Genomic DNA, 20,320 nt, shown 5'->3' on the forward strand with positions numbered 1-20,320 from the left:
AATTTGGTGGGAGATTTAACCGCCAGGGCGCTATGGCGCAAAGAAAAAGGGAATAGATATCCAAAAAAACTTAGCATCCTGGTGCCTTTGCGGTTAAAAAGAAGTTATACATTTCGTCTCTAATATCTACATCTGGCTTATCAATGTCCAGGTAGTTTAATAGATTTTAAAAAGCTTAGTATATTATGCATTTAGAAAATATGATAACAGCAGGCAATATTAATAATCCTTCCAAGGCGTTGATCCTGTTACATGGCAGGGGAGCGAGGGCAGAAGATATCTTATCACTGGCGGATCACCTTAACGTAAAAGATTATTTGTTGCTAGCTCCACAGGCCACTAACAATAGCTGGTATCCGCAATCGTTTATAGCACCTCTTGCGCAGAACCAGCCCTGGCTGGATAGCGCCCTGGAACTGGTAGCCGCAACAGTGGCAGTTGCTATAGCAAAAGGCATTGCAAAAGAACATATTTATTTTGCCGGTTTCTCCCAGGGTGCCTGTTTAACATTAGAATATATAACACGTAATGCTACAAGGTATGGCGGAGCAGCAGCTTTTACCGGCGGGCTGATCGGCGACCGTATCTATAGCGATCACTATAAAGGCGAATTTGCGCAAACCCCTGTTTTTATTGGCACCAGCGATCCCGATTTTCATGTGCCGGTTGAAAGGGTGCACGACTCAGTAAACCTCCTTAAATCGATGGGCGCGGATGTTACGGAAAAAATATATCCCGGTATGGGGCATACCATCAATAGCGATGAGATCAGCCTGGCGAACAACCTTATTTTTAAGTAGGGAGCGGCCTGGTCAGCTTTATTTTTAATCTTAAAAATCTTAAAAAATTATGGAATCAGTTTTATACCCGGCTGCAGAGCGTGGTACCAAAGATATTGGTTGGCTACGCAGCAATTTTGTATTCAGCTTTAGTAATCATTACAACCCCGTTAAAAGCGCTTTTGGGACCTTATTTGCTTTTAACGACGACTACCTGGAAGTTGGTAAGGGGTTTGGTATCCATCCCCATATCAATATGGAGATTATATCCATATTATTGAAGGGCAAAATGAATCATAAGGACACTATGGGCTATAGTACAGTGATTGAAGAGGGGGGAGTGCAAATTATGAGCGCCGGTAGCGGGCTGAAGCATGAAGAATATAATATTGGTGAAGAGGAAGTGAATTTTTTACAGATATGGATCTATCCTAAACAGCAAAATATCAACCCCCGTTACCAAACCCGTAGCTTTCCAAAAGCTCAGAGAAAGAACCAGCTCGTTACCATTATCTCAAGTGAGGAAGGTTTGGCCCATTGCTGGATCAACCAGAATGCTAAACTGTCTCTGGGCTATTTTGAAAAAGGCAAGCAGGTGAATTACCGGTTCCGGCCCGAAAATATGTGCCTTTTTGTATTTAATATTTCTGGCAGTATTACCGTCAATGGGCAGCTGGTGCCTGAACGTGATGCTATAGGTATCTGGGATACGGATAGTATTTCTATTGACTGTAATGAAGAGAGTGAGTTTCTGATTATTGAGACAGTGATCAATCAGAAATAGGGTGATCGCTATTGTACTTTTACAATCTTGCTGTATAAAATGTGGTTTGTGTTGTCTACCTGGCCCACCCGTAAATACAAGGTTTCGTTTTTAGCTACTTCAGATTTCCTGCAGCCGGTAAGAGCTGCAGCACCTATAAATACAAATGCGAGTATAAACATTGTTTTGTTTCGCCTGGCTTTATTCGCAGAAAAACCCAGGATGGGTAATAAAAACAAGGTTACGCCTGCGAGAAGCCCAGTAGCAGACCTGGCAAATGTATAGTTAAGGGGCGATGTCGAATTTCCTCCTTCTGCTTTGGATAGCACATTTCCAATTTTAGTGAAAGATTTACCGTCTCCTGAGACCTCAATGTCGTACCGGTTTATATTATTTTCTGTAATGCTGGACCATTCTACCTGTAATTCATTAGCAGCGATTTTTGCAATGATGGGTTTGAATTCTAACGAAATGGGATTATCCTGCGCATGAGAGCAGCAAAATACAAACCCTGAAAAAATAATAAGAAGTAGAAAGTTTTTCATATGGAGGTCTTATTTCCTACAAAGTTACATATTTTTTGTGATCATATATACTTGAGAGGATTGACGTTTATACAAACAGCCCCCAGTCGTCTGTATATTCATCTTTTTCAAAAGTATTGATCCATATTTTAAACAACTCCCTGAACTGATCAATTTCAGCCCTGATCAAATCCACATATTGTTCTTCGGTTTCGTCTTCAGCACCCAATGTAAGCAACGAACTGGCTACATGTTGTGCATTCTTTCTAATAATAGCCGCGTTCTCCATACGAAGCACATACATACCTCCAGCCTCCGAGCTCCGGATCTTTATCCCTACTTCGTAAGCATCTCCCAATACCATATATTTTAAATCGTCTGTGTAGGAGATGCTTTCCTCTTCCTCAGACTTACTAGTATCTAAAGCGCCCTTCAGCATCAGCATAATCTCTTTCCATTTCTGGTAAAGCGCCTTGCACGCTTCGCGGGTTGGGTTGGGCTTCCATTCTTCACCTTCTTCATCGTCCAGCGGAAGTCTGTCATCATCCCAGTCGGGCAGGTCGCTCAGGTTATCGATATGCATAATGTTTAATTAAGTTCAGTTTTAAGAAAATGGCCGGTATAGCTTTCTTTACACTTTACCAACCCCTCCGGTGTGCCTTCAAATAATATCTGCCCGCCGCCATCACCACCTTCAGGTCCCAGGTCTATAATATGGTCCGCTATTTTAATCACATCCATATTATGTTCAATGATCAGCACTGTGTTACCCCTGTCTGCCAGCTTATCCAAAACATCAATAAGGTGCTTAATATCTTCGAAATGCAGGCCTGTAGTCGGCTCATCTAAGATATAAAAAGTTTTACCAGTATCCTTCTTTGAAAGTTCGGTACTGAGTTTCACCCTTTGCGCCTCACCGCCGCTGAGCGTGACGGCGCTTTGACCCAATGTGATATATCCCAAACCCACGTCCTGTAAGGTTTTTATCTTCCTGAATATATTGGGTACTGCCTGGAAGAATACAACTGCATCATCTACGGTCATGTCTAATACATCTGAAATCGATTTGCCTTTATAGCGAATCTCCAGGGTCTCCCGGTTGTATCTTTTGCCGTTACATTTCTCGCAGGGCACATATACATCCGGCAGGAAGTTCATTTCAATAACGCGCATGCCGCCGCCTTCACAAACATCACAGCGGCCTGTTTTTACGTTGAATGAAAAACGCCCTGCGTTATATCCGCGAATCTTAGCTTCGGGCACCGATGCGAATAAGGTCCTGATATCAGTAAAGAAGCCACAGTAGGTAGATGGATTACTACGTGGAGTGCGTCCTATAGGTGACTGATCAATCTCTACTACCTTGTCGATATGTTCTAATCCCTTTACCGATTTATGTGGCATCGGCTGCATCTTGCTGGCCGGGAAGCAATGATTACTTAAAATAGGATAGAGGGTTTCATTAATTAACGTAGACTTTCCGCTACCGCTTACCCCGGTAACTACAATCATTTTACCCAGCGGAAATTTAACACTCACTCCCTGCAGGTTGTTACCGGTAACCCCTTTCAATTCTACAAATTTGCCATTGCCTTTACGACGTTCTTTGGGTGTTTCTATTTTAAGATGGCCATTCAAATATCCGGCAGTAATAGTATCCAGCTTTAAAATTTCTTTGGGTGTGCCTTGCGCTACTACCCGGCCTCCGTGGTGGCCGGCACGCGGACCAATATCTATCAAATAGTCGGCTGCCAGCATAATATCTTTATCATGCTCCACTACCAGAACACTATTGCCAATATCGCGCAGGTTCTGTAAAGAGTGAATCAGGCGCTGGTTGTCTCTTTGATGTAACCCAATAGATGGTTCATCTAAAATATAGGTAATGCCTTGTAATTGGGATCCAATCTGTGTCGCCAGCCTTATCCTTTGTGATTCTCCACCACTCAATGTTCTGCTGGGCCGGTTCAACGATAAATAGGTTAAGCCTACATCCAGCAAAAAGCCTAAACGTTCTCTTATTTCTTTGAGGATATCTTTTGCAATAGCATTCTGCTTTTTGCTTAGGCGTAATTCAATGCCATCAAGCCATGCCGCCAGGTTGTCGAGGTTTAGGTTGCTTAAATAAGCAATGTTTTTATTATCGATCTTAAACCAGAGACTTTCCTTTTTTAAACGGTCGCCATTGCAGGAAGGGCATGGCTGTAGTTCCATAAATTTCTCTACCCACTCCCGTAGTCCTTCATTGCTTTGTGTAGAAAGATACCAGCGCTTCAACATAGGGATGATACCCTCGTAGCTTCCGGTGTAATAATCAGGAATAGACTCATCTGTTCCGTCAAGATGTAAGGATTGAGCGGCATCACCATCGCCATATAGTAACAGATCAAGCTGAGCCTGCGGTATATCTTTCAGGGGCTTGCTTAAATTGATCTTATGCTTTTTTGCAAAAGCTTCTACCTGCTTAAATACGCTGGCTTCTCTTTCTTCGCCTAACGGTGCAATACCGCCTTCTTTAATCGTTTTTGAGGTGTCCGGTAATACCAGGTTCATATTGATAACCGAACTGGTGCCCAGGCCGCGACAATAAGGACAGGCACCATAAGGCGAGTTAAATGAAAAAGAGTTGGGAGAAGGTTCTTCGTAACTAATTCCGGTGTCTTCACACATCAGCATTTTAGAGTATTGGGTCACCACTGTTTCGTCATTCACCAATACAAATAGCAGGTCTTTGCCTAGTTTTAAACCTTGCTGAACGCTTTGACTCAGGCGCGGCTTTAAATCGTCGGTTACCTGCAGCCGGTCTACTACCAATTCTATATCGTGGATTTTATAACGGTCCACCTGCATTTTAGCGGTGATATCTTTGATCTCTCCATCTACACGCACTTTTAAAAATCCTTTCTTACGAACATCTTCAAACAGCTCCCTGTAATGACCTTTTCGGCCTCTTACTAAAGGAGCCAGCAGGTTTATCTTTTTGCCATTAAACCGCCCGAAGATATTTTCTACAATTTCTTCCTCACTCCACTTTACCATTTTTTTGCCCGTGTTGTAGGAATAAGCTTCGCCTACACGTGCATAAAATAACCTGAAGAAATCATACACCTCGGTAACGGTTCCCACCGTAGACCTGGGGTTTTTATTGGTGGTTTTTTGTTCAATGGATATAACCGGAGAAAGGCCTGTTATCTGGTCTACATCGGGGCGCTCCATATCGCCAATGAACTGGCGTGCATAGGCTCCGAATGTTTCCATATAACGGCGTTGGCCTTCAGAATAAATAGTGTCAAAAGCAAGAGAGGATTTTCCACTACCGCTGATTCCGGTGATCACCACTAACTCATTTTTGGGTATAGATATATCGATGTTTTTCAGGTTGTGTACCCTCGCACCAATAACATCAATCGTATTTAAGTCTTTATTTTTCAATTTATTCTCCCTGTTTTTTGTGGATTTAGTACGTGCAAAATTAGTGCGGATCTAAATCATAACTAAAATCTAAAATAAAGGTTTAATCAACGGTAAATTAATTTTGGCATAATAATTTCTTTTTAGATCGATTAGTTCCAATAGAGGTATATGTTGATATGACGACTTTTATTGGATACATATATTTATAAAATAGGGCCGGGAAGTCAGTTGACTTAACTGAATGCTGGCACGACCACTTAAACCGTAAAAAATCGACAAATGAAAAAGAACTTTCTTTTAGCAGCGGTGCTTTCTTTAACTATAGCTGCCACGTCTTTTGCACAGACATCTGCTACGCCCGAAGTACCCCGAAATTATAAGCCTCAGCCCAAGGAGTTAGCTCCTATGCCCGGGGAATTAACAGACGAAATGATCTTTCCGGTTTTGGGTAAATATGATTACGTAGATAAGGATGGAGCAGTTGCAAGTGTTACGGTTACAAGAGATGCTGAAAACAAAGGTGTTGTATGGATTAATGGGATGCCTCAGGGCAAATTTAAAGCAGATTTGAAACAGTCGCCCGGTACGTATAAAATTCCGGTACAGAAAACACTCCAGAATGATGTTGATGGCGCTGTAGCAGTAGATGCAACTGCAGCTGATGCCACCGATAAGCCGGCACCCAGGTATTCCGGGAAATCATTAAAAGAAGGTACATTGATTTTTGACTCAGCCAGTCATAAATTATATGTGAATGTTGGTGCTAAATTTGATGAAGAAAATCCTGCAGCAATATTTCCTGAAATGGCAGCAGATGATAGCATGGCAACAGTAGCGTCTGCAGAAGAAGTTGATGCAACGCAAGAAAATGTAAAAAAGTCAGAGAAAAAGGATAAGAAAAAAACTTCCCTGGCAAAGGGTACCAATTATGTGTTGACAAAAGTTGTAGAAGTAGCCGCCGCACCTGCTAATATGCAGCAGTAAAAACAATGTCCTATAAAAATTTATGTAAAAGGTTGCCCCGTAAGGCAACCTTTTTATATGTTCATTTGTCTATATTCAAAATTCACTGGCACGTAGTTTGTTAACTGCCTGTTAGAGTTGTCGATGATTAGAGTTACTTAGGAATAAATGTGTATATGTTCGGTGTAGCATTTATTTTTGCAGCTTTAATATTATAAAATTTTAAAACTTATCTGATGAAAATCGTTAAAACAACATTATTCGCTACTGCTTTTGCAGGTTTAACATTGGCAGGCTGCGAAAGTGCAACCAGAACTCAAAAAGGTGCAGCCATTGGTGTTGGTGGTGGTGCCGCTATTGGTGCGGTTATAGGAAAAGCAACTGGTAACACCGCTTTAGGTGCTATTATTGGTGCTGCTGTTGGCGGTACTGCAGGAGCTATTATTGGTAAAAAAATGGATAAACAGGCTGAAGAGATCAAGCAGGAGGTACCAGGTGCAAAAGTTGAAAGGGTAGAAGAAGGCATTGTGGTAGAATTTAGCAGCGCCGTTTTATTTGGTTTTGACCAGGCTGCATTGACCACTGCATCTAAATCTACTTTAGATGACCTGATCACTATTCTTAACAAGTACCCTGATACGGATGTAGAAATACAGGGGCACACCGATAACACGGGAACCGAGAAATACAACCAGGCTTTATCTGAAAGAAGGGCTTCTGTTGTATCCAATTATCTGGCAGATAAAGGAATTGGCTTACAAAGGTTAAGCACTGTTGGTTATGGTTTAAGAAACCCTAAATACACCAATGATACACCTGATGGCCGTTCCAAAAACCGCCGGGTTGAGTTCCTGATCACAGCTAATGACAAAATGAAATCTGATGCCGCTAAAGAAGCAGGCACAAAATAATAATGAAATTTTAAGGTAAATGGTCTGGTGGACCGTTTACCTTATAAATCGATTCGCATTTTTAATCCGTATCTTATGGAACTATAATGACAGAGATGTCGTACCAGGTTCCGTCAGACGATTTATTACATAAAAATTATACTGATGAAACTCAAAAAATTACTATTCGGAGGGCTGTTGTTTACAGCGTTTAGTTTAACAGCTTTACAATCTAATGCACAGGCAGGACGTTTTGGCGTAAATGCAGGAGTTAACTTCTCAAATATCACTGGTAAGGATGCCAGCGACGCTTATAAGTTAAAAACAGGTTTTCAAGCCGGCGTTACCTACGATATCGGTATTGCAGATGATTTTGTTATTCAACCAGGGTTAAGTTATGTACAGAACGGTGCTAAACTTGATGGTTTTGATGTAAAAACAGAATTAAATTATTTACAATTGCCTGTAACTTTTCAGTATCAACCCGAATTAGGAACCGGTCATTTATTGCTAGGAGTTGGGCCTTATGTTGGAATGGGCATTGGAAAGGTGAAGACGGTGATTAATAATAGCAGTTTCAGTGGAGATTGGGATCAGGCTAATCTAAGGAAATTTGATGCGGGTGGTAAGCTATTGGCAGGTTACCAGTTAAGCAACGGTTTATCCTTAAATTTAAATGCAAACCTTGGTTTGGTGAAATTAGCAGATGTTGATAATCCACCTACTACTAATAATACTTCTTTTGGAGTAACGGTAGGATATAAGTTCTAAGTTAGATCAATATTAGATAGACGAAGCCTTTGGTTATAGCCAGAGGCTTTGTTGTTTTAATAGGCAAATATGCTGAGCTTTAATTTTTTGTAGTACTGTTGCGTATCTACATCTTGCTGCGTCTCAGATGCAAACATCTTTTATATTTGCAGTTAACTTAAAAAATAAAGCTTATGAGATTAAGACCTTTTTTACCCGTAGTTCTTTTTGCGTTTTTTCTTACCATCAGTAGTATGGCAAAAGCCCAGATAGGCGTTAGGGCCGGCTTTAATGCCTACAATGTTATCTCCCGGAACGGAAATGGTAATGAGTTGTACAATGGCTCCAGGCTGAATCCTGGGTTTCATGTTGGTGTAACTTATGATTACCTGCTATCCAATAATTTTTATATTCAACCTGCTGCTTTATTTACTACAAAAGGCTATCGTATAAAAGATATACAGGAGTATTCTTCTGTTGAATCTTACCTTACTCCTTACTATGTTGAAGTACCGGTGAATTTCCTGTATGCTCCAAAGCTTGGAAAAGGAAGATTGCTGCTGGGGGCAGGACCTTATGTCGCCTATGGCCTAGGTGGCCGGGGCGAGTATTATGGAAAGACTATGGTGGATGGTGTGGTGACAAGAAATGATCAAAGTGCCGATCTTCAGTTTCTGAGCGATACAGATGATCTTAAGACTGGTAAATGGGCTTATGGTAAAACCTGGGACTATGGAGTTCAGATATTAGAAGGCTATGAGTTTAATGAACGCTTGTCTTTTCAGGTCAATGCGCAACTGGGCCTCGCTAATATTCATCCCGACAGTAAAGGCGTTAAATCAACCAGTAAAATAAAGAATATTGGCTTTGGCGTTTCGGTTGGATACATATTTTAGTTTTTAACTAAAGGGAAGTTCGCATCCATTGTAACTTCCCTCTAACTTTATCTTTTTCCTGCAGCGCTAATCTTTATCTCAACCGTTGCTTAAGTTTTAAGAAGCGTTTTTCTATCAAATGCCAGGATAAGTAAGACAAAGCATAAGTGACGATCAGACTTAGAATGGTTAATTGCAGCGGTGGAAAGTTATGATAGTTCATCAACGTTTGCTGCACCAGGAAACCGTAGATATAAATGCCATACGATATGTCCCCCATTTTTTGAGGCAGGTATGCCAGTTGCTTCGAATATGAGATAGCAACGAGTATAATCAACAATGAAAGTACGAATGGCGAGCTTGAATAAAATAGTTGCAGGGGAAAGGAGGCTGCCAGCAAGAGTAATAATGCAATTTTAATATAAGGCTTGTTTAGCTTTTGTAATTGGTCTGGCTTTACCAAACTAAGGAGGCATCCTGCAATAAAAAATATCGCCAACCTGTAAAACAGATGAGGGACAAGCTTTACCGACCATAAAAAGGAAGCAAATAAGTCGGGCTTTAAGTTCATAGCATAATAGCAAATTAAAAAAGAAGCAACGAGGCCTGCACTCAGTGTATAGGCATTTTTTCTGATAGGATATAACAGCAATACAAACAGGTACATGGAAAATTCATAGCTAAGCGTCCATAAACTACCGTTGATGGCCTGAGGATAAGGATTGGCATCAAATACACCGGTAACATAGTATTGAACATTGTATAAGAAAAAGTTGTTGGGTAAATATGTAAAAAACAGGGGTTCATTAAGAATATTATTTCCTTTATATACGATACGTATTATAAGCAGGGAAAACAGGAGCATGAAAAACAACGCAGGAAATAATCTCAAACCTCTTTTTACAAGATATTCGATGGGAGATTTACTTCGTTTTAAGCTGGTCAATATTAAAAAACCACTGAGCACAAAAAAAGCGTTAACGGCGATATCTCCTAAAGTAGCCTGTTCGTTTGTATTCGAAGCTAAAATTTCAGGGCTGCCGGTGAGCGGATAGGAGTGAGAAACAATCACCAATGACGATAAAAAGAACCTTAAAAAATCGAAATTATTTTCCTTGTGCATAGGATGACATAAAGCAGCTCATATAAACAGGCAGCTATTGGGTAATACAATGATATAAAAGTTAGTATTGGACAGTTTGTTTTCTTAAGTTACCGGTATAAATACAACACTGGAGCAAAAATAGTATTGGCGTACTGATATTCATGCCGCTATTTCCTGTATTTTTTTTATTTCCCAAATCTAACCTATATTTGCGCCTCGTTCTTTTATATACTTATCAAGAAAGGCAGAGGGTATGGCCCTGTGAAGCCTTGGCAACCTGTTCCCGATACAATGGAACAAGGTGCCAATTCCAACTCCGGATTTTGTTCGGGGAAAGATAAGCCGGTAGTTTCAAATTCAAACATCTTATCAATATGTGAAGCCCGCCTGCTTATCTGGCGGGCTTTTTTTTGCCTTTTCTGTTGGGTGTATTACATGAATCGAAAGCCAAAATGAATTTTATTTTGTAATAACAAAAAATGGAAATACTTTAGAGGAGATGTTTCAACATACACATATGAGTTCTTCTGCCATTGCTGCTGCAATGTGTTGTTGTATGCGTTGTATGCCCGCGCGGGCATAACATATCTTCTAAGGCTCAGGCCTTTCCAAACTATTTTACGGTTATTTCATTTTATTACTTCATTCTTATAAACATTATTATGAGTCAGAAACTACATTTCGACACTTTACAATTGCATGCAGGTCAGCAACCCGATCCTACTACCGGGAGCCGGGCTTTGCCTATTTATCAAACCACCTCTTACCAGTTCAAAAATGCCGAACATGCGGCTAATCTCTTTGGATTACGGGAGTTTGGAAATATATACACCCGTATTATGAACCCCACTACGGATGTATTTGAACAAAGGCTGGCTGCCTTAGAGGGAGGTGTGGCTGCTGTGGCAACTTCCTCAGGACAGGCGGCCCAGTTTTTAGCCATTACCAATATCCTGGAATCCGGAGATAACTTTGTCAGTACTTCGTTTGTATACGGGGGTACTTATAACCAGTTTAAAGTTGCTTTCAAAAGACTGGGTATTGAAGCCCGGTTTGCAGAAGGTGATAATGTGGATAGCTTCAGAACCAAAATTGATGATAAAACCAAGGCTATTTACCTGGAAACAATTGGCAACCCCAAATTAAATATCCCGGATTTTGAAAAGTTCGTGGCCTTAGCTAAAGAGTTCGATATTCCATTGATCGTTGATAACACATTTGGAGCAGGCGGTTACTTATTCAAACCCATTGAGCACGGTGCTAATATTGTAGTAAACTCAGCTACTAAATGGATTGGCGGACACGGTACAAGCATTGGCGGTATTATCATTGACGGAGGTAATTTTAATTGGGGCAACGGTAAATTTACCCAATTTACAGAGCCTTCAGAAGGTTACCACGGTTTGAAGTTCTGGGAAGTTTTTGGTGAAGGCAACCCGCTTGGTCTGCCTAATATAGCATTTGCAATCAGGGCACGCGTAGAAGGCTTGAGAGATTTCGGTCCGGCGCTGAGTCCTTTTAATTCTTTCCTGCTGTTACAGGGTATTGAAACCTTGTCATTGCGTGTGCAACGCACTGTAGATAATGCACTGGCTTTGGCTAAATGGCTGGAAGCGCATGATAAAGTGGAGTTTGTATGGTATCCGGGCCTTGAAAGCAGCGAGTATCATGAACTGGCTAAGAAATACCTGACCAATGGTTTTGGGGGTGTGTTGCAGTTCGGGATCAAAGGAGGCATAGAAAACGGCAAGAAGTTTATTGATAGTTTGAAATTGGTAAGCCACCTGGCTAATGTGGGTGACGCTAAAACGCTGGCTATTCATCCGGCATCTACTACACATGAGCAATTGAGCGATGAAGAAAGAAAAGGTGCTGGTGTATTGGATAACCTGATACGCATCAGTGCCGGTATAGAATATGTAGATGATATAAAAGCGGATTTCGAGCAGGCTTTTGCTGCTGTATTCGCATAAAAATGAAACTGTCTTAAGGTTCGTTGCCTTAAGACAGTTTTTTTTAAAATATGAAGCAAGAGGTTTTTAAGTATAGCGGGTCATTTGTGCTGGAGAGTGGAGCAGTATTGCAGAACCTGCACCTGGCTTATACTACGTATGGAACGTTAAATAGCGAAGCCGATAATATTGTATGGATCTTTCATGCATTAACAGCAAATAGTTGTCCGCATGAGTGGTGGCCCGACATGATAGGTGAAGGACGGGTATTCGACCCTGCCAAACATTTTATCATTTGTGTAAATATGCCTGGTAGCTGCTATGGCAGTATCAGTCCGCTTGATATTAATCCTTCAACAGGAGCTGCTTATTACCATCAATTTCCTTTTTTTACAATTAGGGATATGGTGCATGCATACCGGCTTTTGCAAACCTATTTGGGAATTACAAAGATCAGGGTGGGAATTGGCGGAAGTACGGGCGGGCAGCAGTTGATGGAGTGGGCTGTTCAGGATCCTGAGCTATTTGAATATATTTTCCCAATAGCTACCAATGCGGTGCACTCACCATGGGGAAAAGCATTCAATGCATCACAAAGATTGGCTATTGAGGCAGACAGCAGCTGGCAGAACCAGGCAGACGATGCCGGTAGAAAAGGTTTGGAGGTGGCCAGGAGTATAGCCTTACTATCTTATAGAACGGATATGGCTTACAATAAAACCCAATCGGAAGCCAATGATGATCTGATAGAAGGTTTTAAAAGTGAAAGCTATCAGCGATACCAGGGATCTAAACTTTCTGCAAGATTTAATGCTTTTAGTTATTATGCTTTAACGAAAAGTATGGACTCTCATAACCTGGGCAGGGGCAGAGGTGGGGTAGTAGCAGCTTTAAACAGCATCCAAGCAAAAACCCTGGCACTAAGCATGGAAGGCGATATCCTGTTCCCGCCTTATGAGCAGGAGTTTATAGCCAGTCATATTCCGGAGGCACATGTAAAATTGATCTTGTCTGATTATGGACACGACGGATTTTTACTGGAATTTGAACAGCTGACAGAAGCGATCAGCCATTTTTTAGAGAAAGAGCAGTTGGTGAGTAATAAGTAATGAGTGCGGGAATAATTTAAAATTTACAATCATAATATAATGAGTAAACATAGACAATTGGTGATAGGGATGTTTGGCTTTGGCGTGGTGGGAGAAGGACTATATAAAGTGTTAAAGCAAACGCCGTCTTTAAGCGCCTCTATTAAAAAAGTATGTATTAAGAATCCGGGTAAGAAGAGAAATGCACCGGATGAGCTTTTTACTACTGATAAAAATGAGTTGCTGGAAGATAAGGAGATCAATGTGATAGTGGAAGTGATCGATGATTCTGTTGCCGCTTTCGACATTGTGAAAACTGCATTAAAGAATAAAAAAGAAGTGGTGAGTTCCAGCAAAAAAATGATTGCGGAGCACCTTCTGGAGTTGTTGGATTTGCAGCAAAAAACCGGTAGGTCTTTTTTATATGAATCCTCTGCATGTGCTTCTATACCTGCTATCCGTAATCTGGAAGAGTACTATGATAATGACTTATTACATAGCATACGTGCTATTGTAAACGGCAGCACCAATTTTATTCTTACTAAAATGTTCGATGAAAATCTTGGTTTTAAGGAAGCACTGCTGCTGGCACAACAGCTGGGTTTCGCTGAGAGCAATCCAACGTTGGATGTGGAAGGGTTTGACGCCTTGAACAAATGGGCTATTTTCCTTTGCCACGCCTATGGTATTGTAACAACGCCCGATCAGATTTTATTTACCGGCATTCAAAACATACATAAGTCGGATGCAGCAGTGGCAAAAGCCCGTGGACAGCAGATACGGTTAGTGGCTCAGGCTAAAAAACTGACTGATGGTGGCGTAGGGGCATTTGTATTACCCCAGTTTGTTACAGCCGATAACCCGTTATCATTTGTAAAGAATGAATATAATGGTGTTGTAATTGAAAGCGGTTTCGCCGACCAGCAGTTTTTTTACGGTAAAGGAGCAGGTAGTTTCCCTACGGCTTCTGCTGTTTTGAGCGATTTATCTGCTTTGCGGTATGGCTATAAATACGAGTACAAAAAATTATATCATCATGAACCTAATCAATTGAATGACGATATCTACCTGAAGGTTTATATAAGTTTCAGTGATGTTAAGAACGTTCCGACTGAAGATTTTGAGTGGATTGAACAGTGGCATGCGCAGGAGGATAGAAAATACTTGTCGGGCGTGATCGCTTTAAAAAAGTTAAAGGGCAGTAGCTGGTGGAAAGAAAATGGAACCTCTTTAATTCTGGAGCCGGATCCCATTTTGGAAAGCATTGAGGAGCGGAAACTGAGAAAGAAAAGCCTGGAATTGGCGGGATTATTATAAAAGAGCGTATCTGTTTTATTTGTTTATATGCCATGTGTAAAAGCATGGCATTTTTTATTGCCGTTTATACCGCCTTGAGGCCGTATATCATCAAAATAAGTTATGAGTTGCCACCGGAAAGTGTGAGATACTCCCTGCTCAAACGTTTGTGCAAACAATTGCATTAAAAATAAAAAGCTTCACACTATTTTTGCCGCCATGAGCGTACCCCCAATTTCATTTAATAATACAGAATTTGCTTTTCAGTATAAATCAAATAAAGAGCTGAAAGAGGCTCGTACCTTATTTGGTTTGATGGGTAATCCCTTATTGGTGAAATTGGGCACGCGGCTCACGCCCTGGGCCATCAAAGCCAAATTGCCGGTTAAGGGTTTAATACGTGAAACCATCTTCAAGCAATTTGCGGGGGGCGAAACACTGCAGCAAACAGCAAGCGTAGCAAAGGTTTTAGGTAAATATAATGTAGATGTAATACTTGACTACGGTGTAGAAGGCGGGGAGGGAGGCGATGCTGAATACGATCAGGCTGCTACAGAGTTTATCAAGGTTATTGACTATGCCGCAACACAACCGAATATTCCTTTTATGAGCGTAAAGGTTACCGGTCTTACCCGCTTTGCCTTACTGGAAAAACTGGATGAGCTCATGCATCGCAAACATGGGTCGCTTATAAAAAAATACCTGGCTGCGCTGGAAGAGTTAAGCGCAGGCGAGCGTGAAGAGTGGCACCAGGTTCGTTTAAGGATGATGAGGGTTTGCGAAAAGGCCGCAGAAAGTAATATCGGTATGCTGGTAGATGCCGAAGAAACATGGATACAGGACCCGGTAGATGCATTAGTAATGTTAATGATGGATTCTTTCAACAAGGAACGGGTAGTTATATATAATACGGTGCAACATTACAGGCACGACCGGTTACAGTTTTTGAAAGATTGCATTGACGCGGCAAGGGAAAGAAACTTTATACTGGGTGTGAAACTGGTACGCGGTGCGTATATGGAAAAAGAAAGAAAGCGTGCCGAAGATAAGGGCTATCCTTCACCTATTCAGCCCGATAAGGCTAGTAGTGACCGCGATTTTGATTCAGGTGTATCGCTTTGCATTGAAAATTTAGAAAAAGTAAGCCTCCTGGTGGCCTCTCACAATGAACACAGTAATATGCTGGCTGTAGAAAAGCTTCAGCAATTAAGTATACCACTCAATCACAAGCACATAAATTTTAGCCAGCTATACGGCATGAGTGATAATATTACTTTTAATCTTGCCAAAGCAGGTTGTAATGTAAGCAAATACCTGCCTTTTGGGCCTATTGAAGATGTGATACCGTATCTCATGCGCCGGGCACAGGAGAATACCTCCGTTAAGGGGCAAACCGGTCGTGAGCTGGGGCTGATCCAGAATGAACTGAAGCGCCGCAGGCAATCTTAAACCCTTCTTTCATCTGCTTTCCAGTTAACAATACTTTCTTTTATAGCTTTGGGTGAAAGGTTTTCCTTAACAGCCCTCACTACAAGTGGCACCAATTCATCATCCGAAGCGAAACGCAGCGCTGCAATTTGTCCGAATGATAATTTGGCTTCTATCGGCTCAAAGTCTTTGCCGGTAAGCATGGAATATTTGTGACGCATTTCAAGGCGAACCAGGCGGTTTTGAAGGGTTAGTGCATAATGCTGACGCAGCATAAAAGAAACCCAGATAATAAGGAGCAAGATCAGCGCGATAAATAGCCAAATGGATTGAAATGCTCCCTCGGATTTAATAGCCTTGTATCCTGCAATAAAGGTAAGTATTAGCGCTACCGGGTAAAATACAAAATGGTGTGGGGGATAGTACCGCACATGATTTTTATAATTCTGAGCTTTCATTATGATTGATTTCTGACTTTTGGTAAAGGTATAAAACTTGTAACAGCAATGATAATCAATGTTGTTATAAAGGAAAAAACGATCAGTACACTGCTTACAAGCCGAATATTGAATAATGCAAGTTTCAGGCCCTTTTTAAATTAACCCGTTTCGCACATCCCCGGCAGCAGATTTTTATGGAACCGATTATTACCTATCTTGCATTATGCAACAGTATTTAGATCTACTTCAACATATCCTGGACAATGGTACCCAAAAAACGGATCGTACGGGTACCGGAACCATCAGCACTTTTGGCCATCAATTGCGTTTTAACCTGCAAAAAGGCTTTCCGTTGGTGACCACTAAAAAGGTTCACTTAAAAAGTATTATACATGAGTTACTCTGGTTTTTAAAGGGCGAAACCAATATCGCTTATCTGAAAGAGCATAATGTGCGCATTTGGGATGAGTGGGCTAATGAAGACGGGGATTTGGGGCCGGTGTATGGTAAACAATGGCGTAGCTGGGAAGGAAAGGATGGTAAAGTGATTGACCAGATAGCTGATCTGATTAACCAGATAAAGAAGACGCCCGATAGCCGCCGGTTAATTGTTAGTGCCTGGAATGTGGGCGAATTACCAGAGATGGCCTTAATGCCCTGCCATACTTTATTTCAATTTTATGTAGCTGATAATAAATTAAGTTGTCAGCTATACCAACGTAGTGCGGATGTATTTCTGGGTGTGCCATTTAATATAGCTTCTTACGCATTATTGACCATGATGGTAGCGCAGGTTTGTGACTTAGAACCCGGAGATTTTATACATACTTTCGGCGATGTGCATATTTACAATAACCATATCGAACAGGTAAACTTACAATTGAGTCGTGAACCTTATCCATTACCAGTGATGAAGATCAACCCTGAAGTAAAAGATATTTTTGGTTTTCAATATGACGATTTCAAATTGGAAAACTACCATAGTCATCCGGCTATTAAGGCGCCTGTTGCGGTGTAGCAGAACCTGATCTTGATCGCTGGTATCCAGCATCCAGTATCTGGTTTTATTTTATTCATTTACTATTTTGAATTTATTATTTGTGAATATGATTATTTCATTAGTAGTTGCGGCATCTAACAACAATGTAATTGGTAAAGACAACCGCCTGGTATGGAGTTTGCCAGATGATATGAAGCATTTTAAAAATGTTACCTGGGGAATGCCGGTAGTGATGGGCCGTAAAACTTTTGAAAGTTTTAAAAGACCGCTGCCTGGCAGAAAGAACATAGTGTTAAGCAACCAAAAGGGATTAAAGATCGACGGTGCTATCGTATTAAATAGCATGAAAGACGTGGCCTTTATGGTAAAAGAAGCTGATGTAAAAGAACTAATGGTAATAGGCGGCGGCGAAATATATAAAATGTATTATCCTAAGGCCAACCGGATCTATATGACACGTGTTGATACGGTGGTGGAAGGCGATACACATTTCCCCGTGATTGATGAAAAGGAATGGAAGCTGGTAAGTACCATCAAAAATAAGGCTGATGATAAACATGCTTTTGATTACACTTATGAAGTGTGGGAACGTAAGTAGTGAATAGTGACATAGTGAATAATTAATAAGTATACTTAAACCTTGAATCTTAAACTTCAAACCTTAAATTAAAAATTTTGGTTTATTCTCCTTTACAAGCTGCCGCGAAGTATTTCAAATATTATGTTCATGCTGCCAATAGCAAGGGACATGGTATGCATTCTCCTTTTGTATATGAGTTTATCACCAAAGTGATGAACGATTTTACTAAGTATGAGGATTATGAAAAAGTTGAGCAACTTAGAAAGCAATTACTTGCCGACTCTACTGAATTACTGATAGAAGATATGGGAGCAGGCTCTTCTGTTACATCTTCTAATACCAGAACCATTGCCTCTATTGCAAAAAATGCTGCAAAACCAAAGAAGTTCGGTCAGCTATTATACCGGATGGCAAAGTTTTACCAACCCCAAACTATACTTGAGCTGGGCACTTCATTGGGTATTACCAGCAGTTACCTGGCTTTAGGAAATCCTTCAGCTAAAGTAATTACCATGGAAGGCGCATCTGGTATCGCGGGAAAAGCAAGGGAGAATTTTCAGCAGCTCAACATTCAGAATATAGAATTGGTGAGAGGTAATTTCGATTCCACATTGGCCGATGTATTAAATGCAAATCAACGTATAGATCTGGCATTTATAGACGGTAACCACAGGCAGGAACCTACTGAAAGATATTTCCATCAACTGCTGCCACATGTACATAATGACACGTTGTTAATATTTGATGATATACACTGGAGCAAGGGGATGGAAGCAGCCTGGAAAAATATCGTTCAACATGAAGCCGTATCCTGCGATATAGATTTGTTTTATATTGGCATCATTAGCTTTAGAAAAGAGTTCAAGGAGAAGCAGAGCTTTAGTGTAAGGGTATAGAGCATAAGCGCGATAAGCCATCTTAATCTTTTCTCTCAGTATCTTGCTGAAGCCAGTTAAATAAAGAGATTTTTATTGAGCTTTGTTTATTTTTGCAAAGTGCAATTACCTTCCGCTTTAATACAGTCTTTACAGGGCCTGCCTGGCTTTGATGAACAACGCTTTGTAGACATACACAACGCTAACACATCACTTACTTCTATAAGATTAAACCCCGCCGGGTCGGAAGTAATCCTGCAATCTTTTAAAGACAGAGGTATCAATAGCACTCCGATACCATGGGCGGGTAACGGGTGCTATTTATCTGAACGTCCATCCTTTACCTTCGACCCTTTGTTTCATGCAGGCACTTATTATGTGCAGGAAGCCAGCAGCATGTTTATAGAGCAGGCGTTACAACAGTCTGTTGATGTATCAAAGCCTTTACGCGTTTTAGATCTTTGTGCGGCACCTGGCGGAAAGTCCACGCATTTGCAGTCGCTACTATCCGCCGAAAGCTTGTTGGTGAGTAATGAAGTGATCAGGCAGCGCGTTAACATACTAAAAGATAATATCATAAAGTGGGGGAGTAGCAATGTAGTGGTTACTAATAACGATCCCAGAGATTTTTCAAAACTGAAAGGATACTTTGATGTGATCGTGGTAGATGCTCCCTGCAGTGGTAGTGGGTTGTTTCGAAGAGACGAAGAAGCTATAAATGAATGGAGTGAAAATAATGTGGTGCTCTGCAGTCAGCGCCAGCAAAGGATTTTAGCCGATGTACTTCCTGCCCTTAAGGAAGGGGGGGGACTGATCTATTCAACCTGCTCTTACTCCAGGCAGGAGGATGAAGATATTACGGATTGGTTAACTACTGAGTTTCCTTTGTCAAACATCAGGTTGAACGTACAACACGATTGGAATATAAGTGAAGCCGCAACACCATTAGGGAACAGTGGCTATCGTTTTTGGCCACATCTTGCAAAAGGAGAAGGTTTTTTTCTGGCAGCTTTCCGGCTCAATGATGGAGATGTTTACAAGAATAAAAACAAACAAGTGGTAAAGCCTGCAACAAAACAATTGTTACCGTCGGTTTCATTGTGGGCTAATGTAGCCGGTAATGAGTTAATCCAGGTGAATGATAAAGTGTATGCCTGGCCCGCTGTTTTATTTGAAGATTTTAACCTCCTACTGCAACATCTGAGAATTATATACTCTGGTACTTTGCTAGGCGAATTAGCACATAAAAAGCTGATTCCCGATCATGCATTGGCTATGAGTAAAATGGTTGCTGAAACCATTAGCCGTACTGAATTGGAGCTTTCTGAAGCCATAGCCTATCTTCAAAAAAACACTATTGAAAATACTGGCTGGACAACCGGCTGGCAGCTCGCCGCTTACAGCAAACAAGCTTTAGGCTGGATGAATGTATTGTCCAACAGAATTAACAATTACTATCCTAAAGAACTGCGCATATTGAAGCAAAAAATTAACAACTGAAACGTTTTTGCTTAACCCCCTTTTATTACTACAATATTAAATTGCTAAATTTTGCGCATACGGTTGCGCATCAATTTCCGCATTTTTAGTCTATAAAT

The 20,320-nt window shown here is 41.0% G+C and carries 19 protein-coding genes and 1 riboswitch; of the genes, 14 read left to right on the forward strand and 5 right to left on the reverse strand.

Going from position 1 to position 20,320, the window contains the following annotated elements:
* The first annotated feature begins 185 nt into the window (after nt 1-185).
* Both ACLOAU_RS13400 and ACLOAU_RS13405 read left to right on the forward strand, forming a co-directional pair.
* Nucleotides 186-800 carry an alpha/beta hydrolase gene (locus ACLOAU_RS13400; protein ID WP_427862373.1) on the forward strand — a complete coding sequence of 205 codons (615 nt, stop codon included), beginning with the start codon at nt 186-188 and terminating at the stop codon, nt 798-800.
* A 49-nt stretch (nt 801-849) separates the two neighbouring features.
* Nucleotides 850-1,563: a pirin family protein gene (locus tag ACLOAU_RS13405; RefSeq protein ID WP_427862374.1), complete on the forward strand. Its 714-nt coding sequence runs from the start codon at nt 850-852 to the stop codon at nt 1,561-1,563.
* A gap of 8 nt (nt 1,564-1,571) precedes the next feature.
* Here the strand turns inward: ACLOAU_RS13405 and ACLOAU_RS13410 are convergent, their stop codons facing one another.
* The 3 genes from ACLOAU_RS13410 to uvrA all read right to left on the reverse strand — a co-directional run bounded on the left by ACLOAU_RS13410 (nt 1,572) and on the right by uvrA (nt 5,498).
* The gene (locus ACLOAU_RS13410; protein ID WP_427862375.1) at nt 1,572-2,087 is read right to left on the reverse strand and encodes a hypothetical protein; all 516 of its coding nucleotides are present in this window, start codon (nt 2,085-2,087) and stop codon (nt 1,572-1,574) included.
* A gap of 67 nt (nt 2,088-2,154) precedes the next feature.
* Nucleotides 2,155-2,649 carry a hypothetical protein gene (locus tag ACLOAU_RS13415; RefSeq protein WP_427862376.1) on the reverse strand — a complete coding sequence of 165 codons (495 nt, stop codon included), beginning with the start codon at nt 2,647-2,649 and terminating at the stop codon, nt 2,155-2,157.
* Between the two features lie 5 nt (nt 2,650-2,654).
* Nucleotides 2,655-5,498, reverse strand: a complete 2,844-nt coding sequence (gene uvrA / locus ACLOAU_RS13420; protein ID WP_427862377.1) for an excinuclease ABC subunit UvrA — start codon at nt 5,496-5,498, stop codon at nt 2,655-2,657.
* Between the two features lie 261 nt (nt 5,499-5,759).
* Here uvrA and ACLOAU_RS13425 point away from each other — a divergent pair, with 261 nt between their 5' ends.
* The 4 genes from ACLOAU_RS13425 (at nt 5,760) to ACLOAU_RS13440 (ending at nt 8,979) form a co-directional block, all read left to right on the forward strand.
* Complete coding sequence (locus tag ACLOAU_RS13425) at nt 5,760-6,464, forward strand: hypothetical protein (RefSeq protein WP_427862378.1); 705 nt, start codon at nt 5,760-5,762, stop codon at nt 6,462-6,464.
* Between the two features lie 215 nt (nt 6,465-6,679).
* Nucleotides 6,680-7,354, forward strand: a complete 675-nt coding sequence (locus ACLOAU_RS13430) for a YiaD family glycine zipper/OmpA-like lipoprotein (RefSeq protein ID WP_427862379.1) — start codon at nt 6,680-6,682, stop codon at nt 7,352-7,354.
* A gap of 144 nt (nt 7,355-7,498) precedes the next feature.
* Nucleotides 7,499-8,104 carry a porin family protein gene (locus tag ACLOAU_RS13435; protein ID WP_427862380.1) on the forward strand — a complete coding sequence of 202 codons (606 nt, stop codon included), beginning with the start codon at nt 7,499-7,501 and terminating at the stop codon, nt 8,102-8,104.
* Nucleotides 8,105-8,277: 173 nt separating this feature from the next.
* Nucleotides 8,278-8,979, forward strand: coding sequence for a porin family protein (locus tag ACLOAU_RS13440; RefSeq protein ID WP_427862381.1), 702 nt, complete (start codon nt 8,278-8,280; stop codon nt 8,977-8,979).
* Nucleotides 8,980-9,052: 73 nt separating this feature from the next.
* Here the strand turns inward: ACLOAU_RS13440 and ACLOAU_RS13445 are convergent, their stop codons facing one another.
* The gene (locus tag ACLOAU_RS13445; RefSeq protein ID WP_427862382.1) at nt 9,053-10,081 is read right to left on the reverse strand and encodes an acyltransferase family protein; all 1,029 of its coding nucleotides are present in this window, start codon (nt 10,079-10,081) and stop codon (nt 9,053-9,055) included.
* Between the two features lie 211 nt (nt 10,082-10,292).
* Nucleotides 10,293-10,407: riboswitch (SAM riboswitch) on the forward strand.
* 318 nt (nt 10,408-10,725) lie between these two features.
* Between ACLOAU_RS13445 and ACLOAU_RS13450 the strand changes: the two genes are divergently transcribed.
* From ACLOAU_RS13450 to ACLOAU_RS13465, 4 genes are all read left to right on the forward strand, one after another.
* Complete coding sequence (locus tag ACLOAU_RS13450; RefSeq protein ID WP_427862383.1) at nt 10,726-12,036, forward strand: O-acetylhomoserine aminocarboxypropyltransferase/cysteine synthase family protein; 1,311 nt, start codon at nt 10,726-10,728, stop codon at nt 12,034-12,036.
* 50 nt (nt 12,037-12,086) lie between these two features.
* Complete coding sequence (locus ACLOAU_RS13455) at nt 12,087-13,124, forward strand: homoserine O-acetyltransferase family protein (protein WP_427862384.1); 1,038 nt, start codon at nt 12,087-12,089, stop codon at nt 13,122-13,124.
* A gap of 39 nt (nt 13,125-13,163) precedes the next feature.
* Nucleotides 13,164-14,420: a homoserine dehydrogenase gene (locus ACLOAU_RS13460; protein WP_427862385.1), complete on the forward strand. Its 1,257-nt coding sequence runs from the start codon at nt 13,164-13,166 to the stop codon at nt 14,418-14,420.
* Nucleotides 14,421-14,618: 198 nt separating this feature from the next.
* Nucleotides 14,619-15,848, forward strand: coding sequence for a proline dehydrogenase family protein (locus ACLOAU_RS13465; protein WP_427862386.1), 1,230 nt, complete (start codon nt 14,619-14,621; stop codon nt 15,846-15,848).
* On the opposite strand, the gene ACLOAU_RS13470 is transcribed toward ACLOAU_RS13465, so the two are convergent.
* Nucleotides 15,845-16,285: a DUF6526 family protein gene (locus ACLOAU_RS13470; protein WP_427862387.1), complete on the reverse strand. Its 441-nt coding sequence runs from the start codon at nt 16,283-16,285 to the stop codon at nt 15,845-15,847. The genes ACLOAU_RS13465 and ACLOAU_RS13470 overlap by 4 nt on opposite strands.
* A 205-nt stretch (nt 16,286-16,490) precedes the next feature.
* On the opposite strand from ACLOAU_RS13470, the gene ACLOAU_RS13475 reads away from it, so the two are divergent.
* The 4 genes from ACLOAU_RS13475 to ACLOAU_RS13490 all read left to right on the forward strand — a co-directional run bounded on the left by ACLOAU_RS13475 (nt 16,491) and on the right by ACLOAU_RS13490 (nt 20,222).
* Nucleotides 16,491-17,285 carry a thymidylate synthase gene (locus ACLOAU_RS13475; protein ID WP_427862388.1) on the forward strand — a complete coding sequence of 265 codons (795 nt, stop codon included), beginning with the start codon at nt 16,491-16,493 and terminating at the stop codon, nt 17,283-17,285.
* Nucleotides 17,286-17,373: 88 nt separating this feature from the next.
* The gene (locus tag ACLOAU_RS13480) at nt 17,374-17,865 is read left to right on the forward strand and encodes a dihydrofolate reductase (protein WP_427862389.1); all 492 of its coding nucleotides are present in this window, start codon (nt 17,374-17,376) and stop codon (nt 17,863-17,865) included.
* A 77-nt stretch (nt 17,866-17,942) separates the two neighbouring features.
* Nucleotides 17,943-18,743: an O-methyltransferase gene (locus tag ACLOAU_RS13485; RefSeq protein WP_427862390.1), complete on the forward strand. Its 801-nt coding sequence runs from the start codon at nt 17,943-17,945 to the stop codon at nt 18,741-18,743.
* A gap of 99 nt (nt 18,744-18,842) precedes the next feature.
* Nucleotides 18,843-20,222: an RsmF rRNA methyltransferase first C-terminal domain-containing protein gene (locus ACLOAU_RS13490; RefSeq protein WP_427862391.1), complete on the forward strand. Its 1,380-nt coding sequence runs from the start codon at nt 18,843-18,845 to the stop codon at nt 20,220-20,222.
* The last annotated feature ends 98 nt before the right edge of the window (nt 20,223-20,320 follow it).

Source organism: Paraniabella aurantiaca (genome assembly GCF_050309965.1).
GTDB lineage: Bacteria > Bacteroidota > Bacteroidia > Chitinophagales > Chitinophagaceae > Niabella.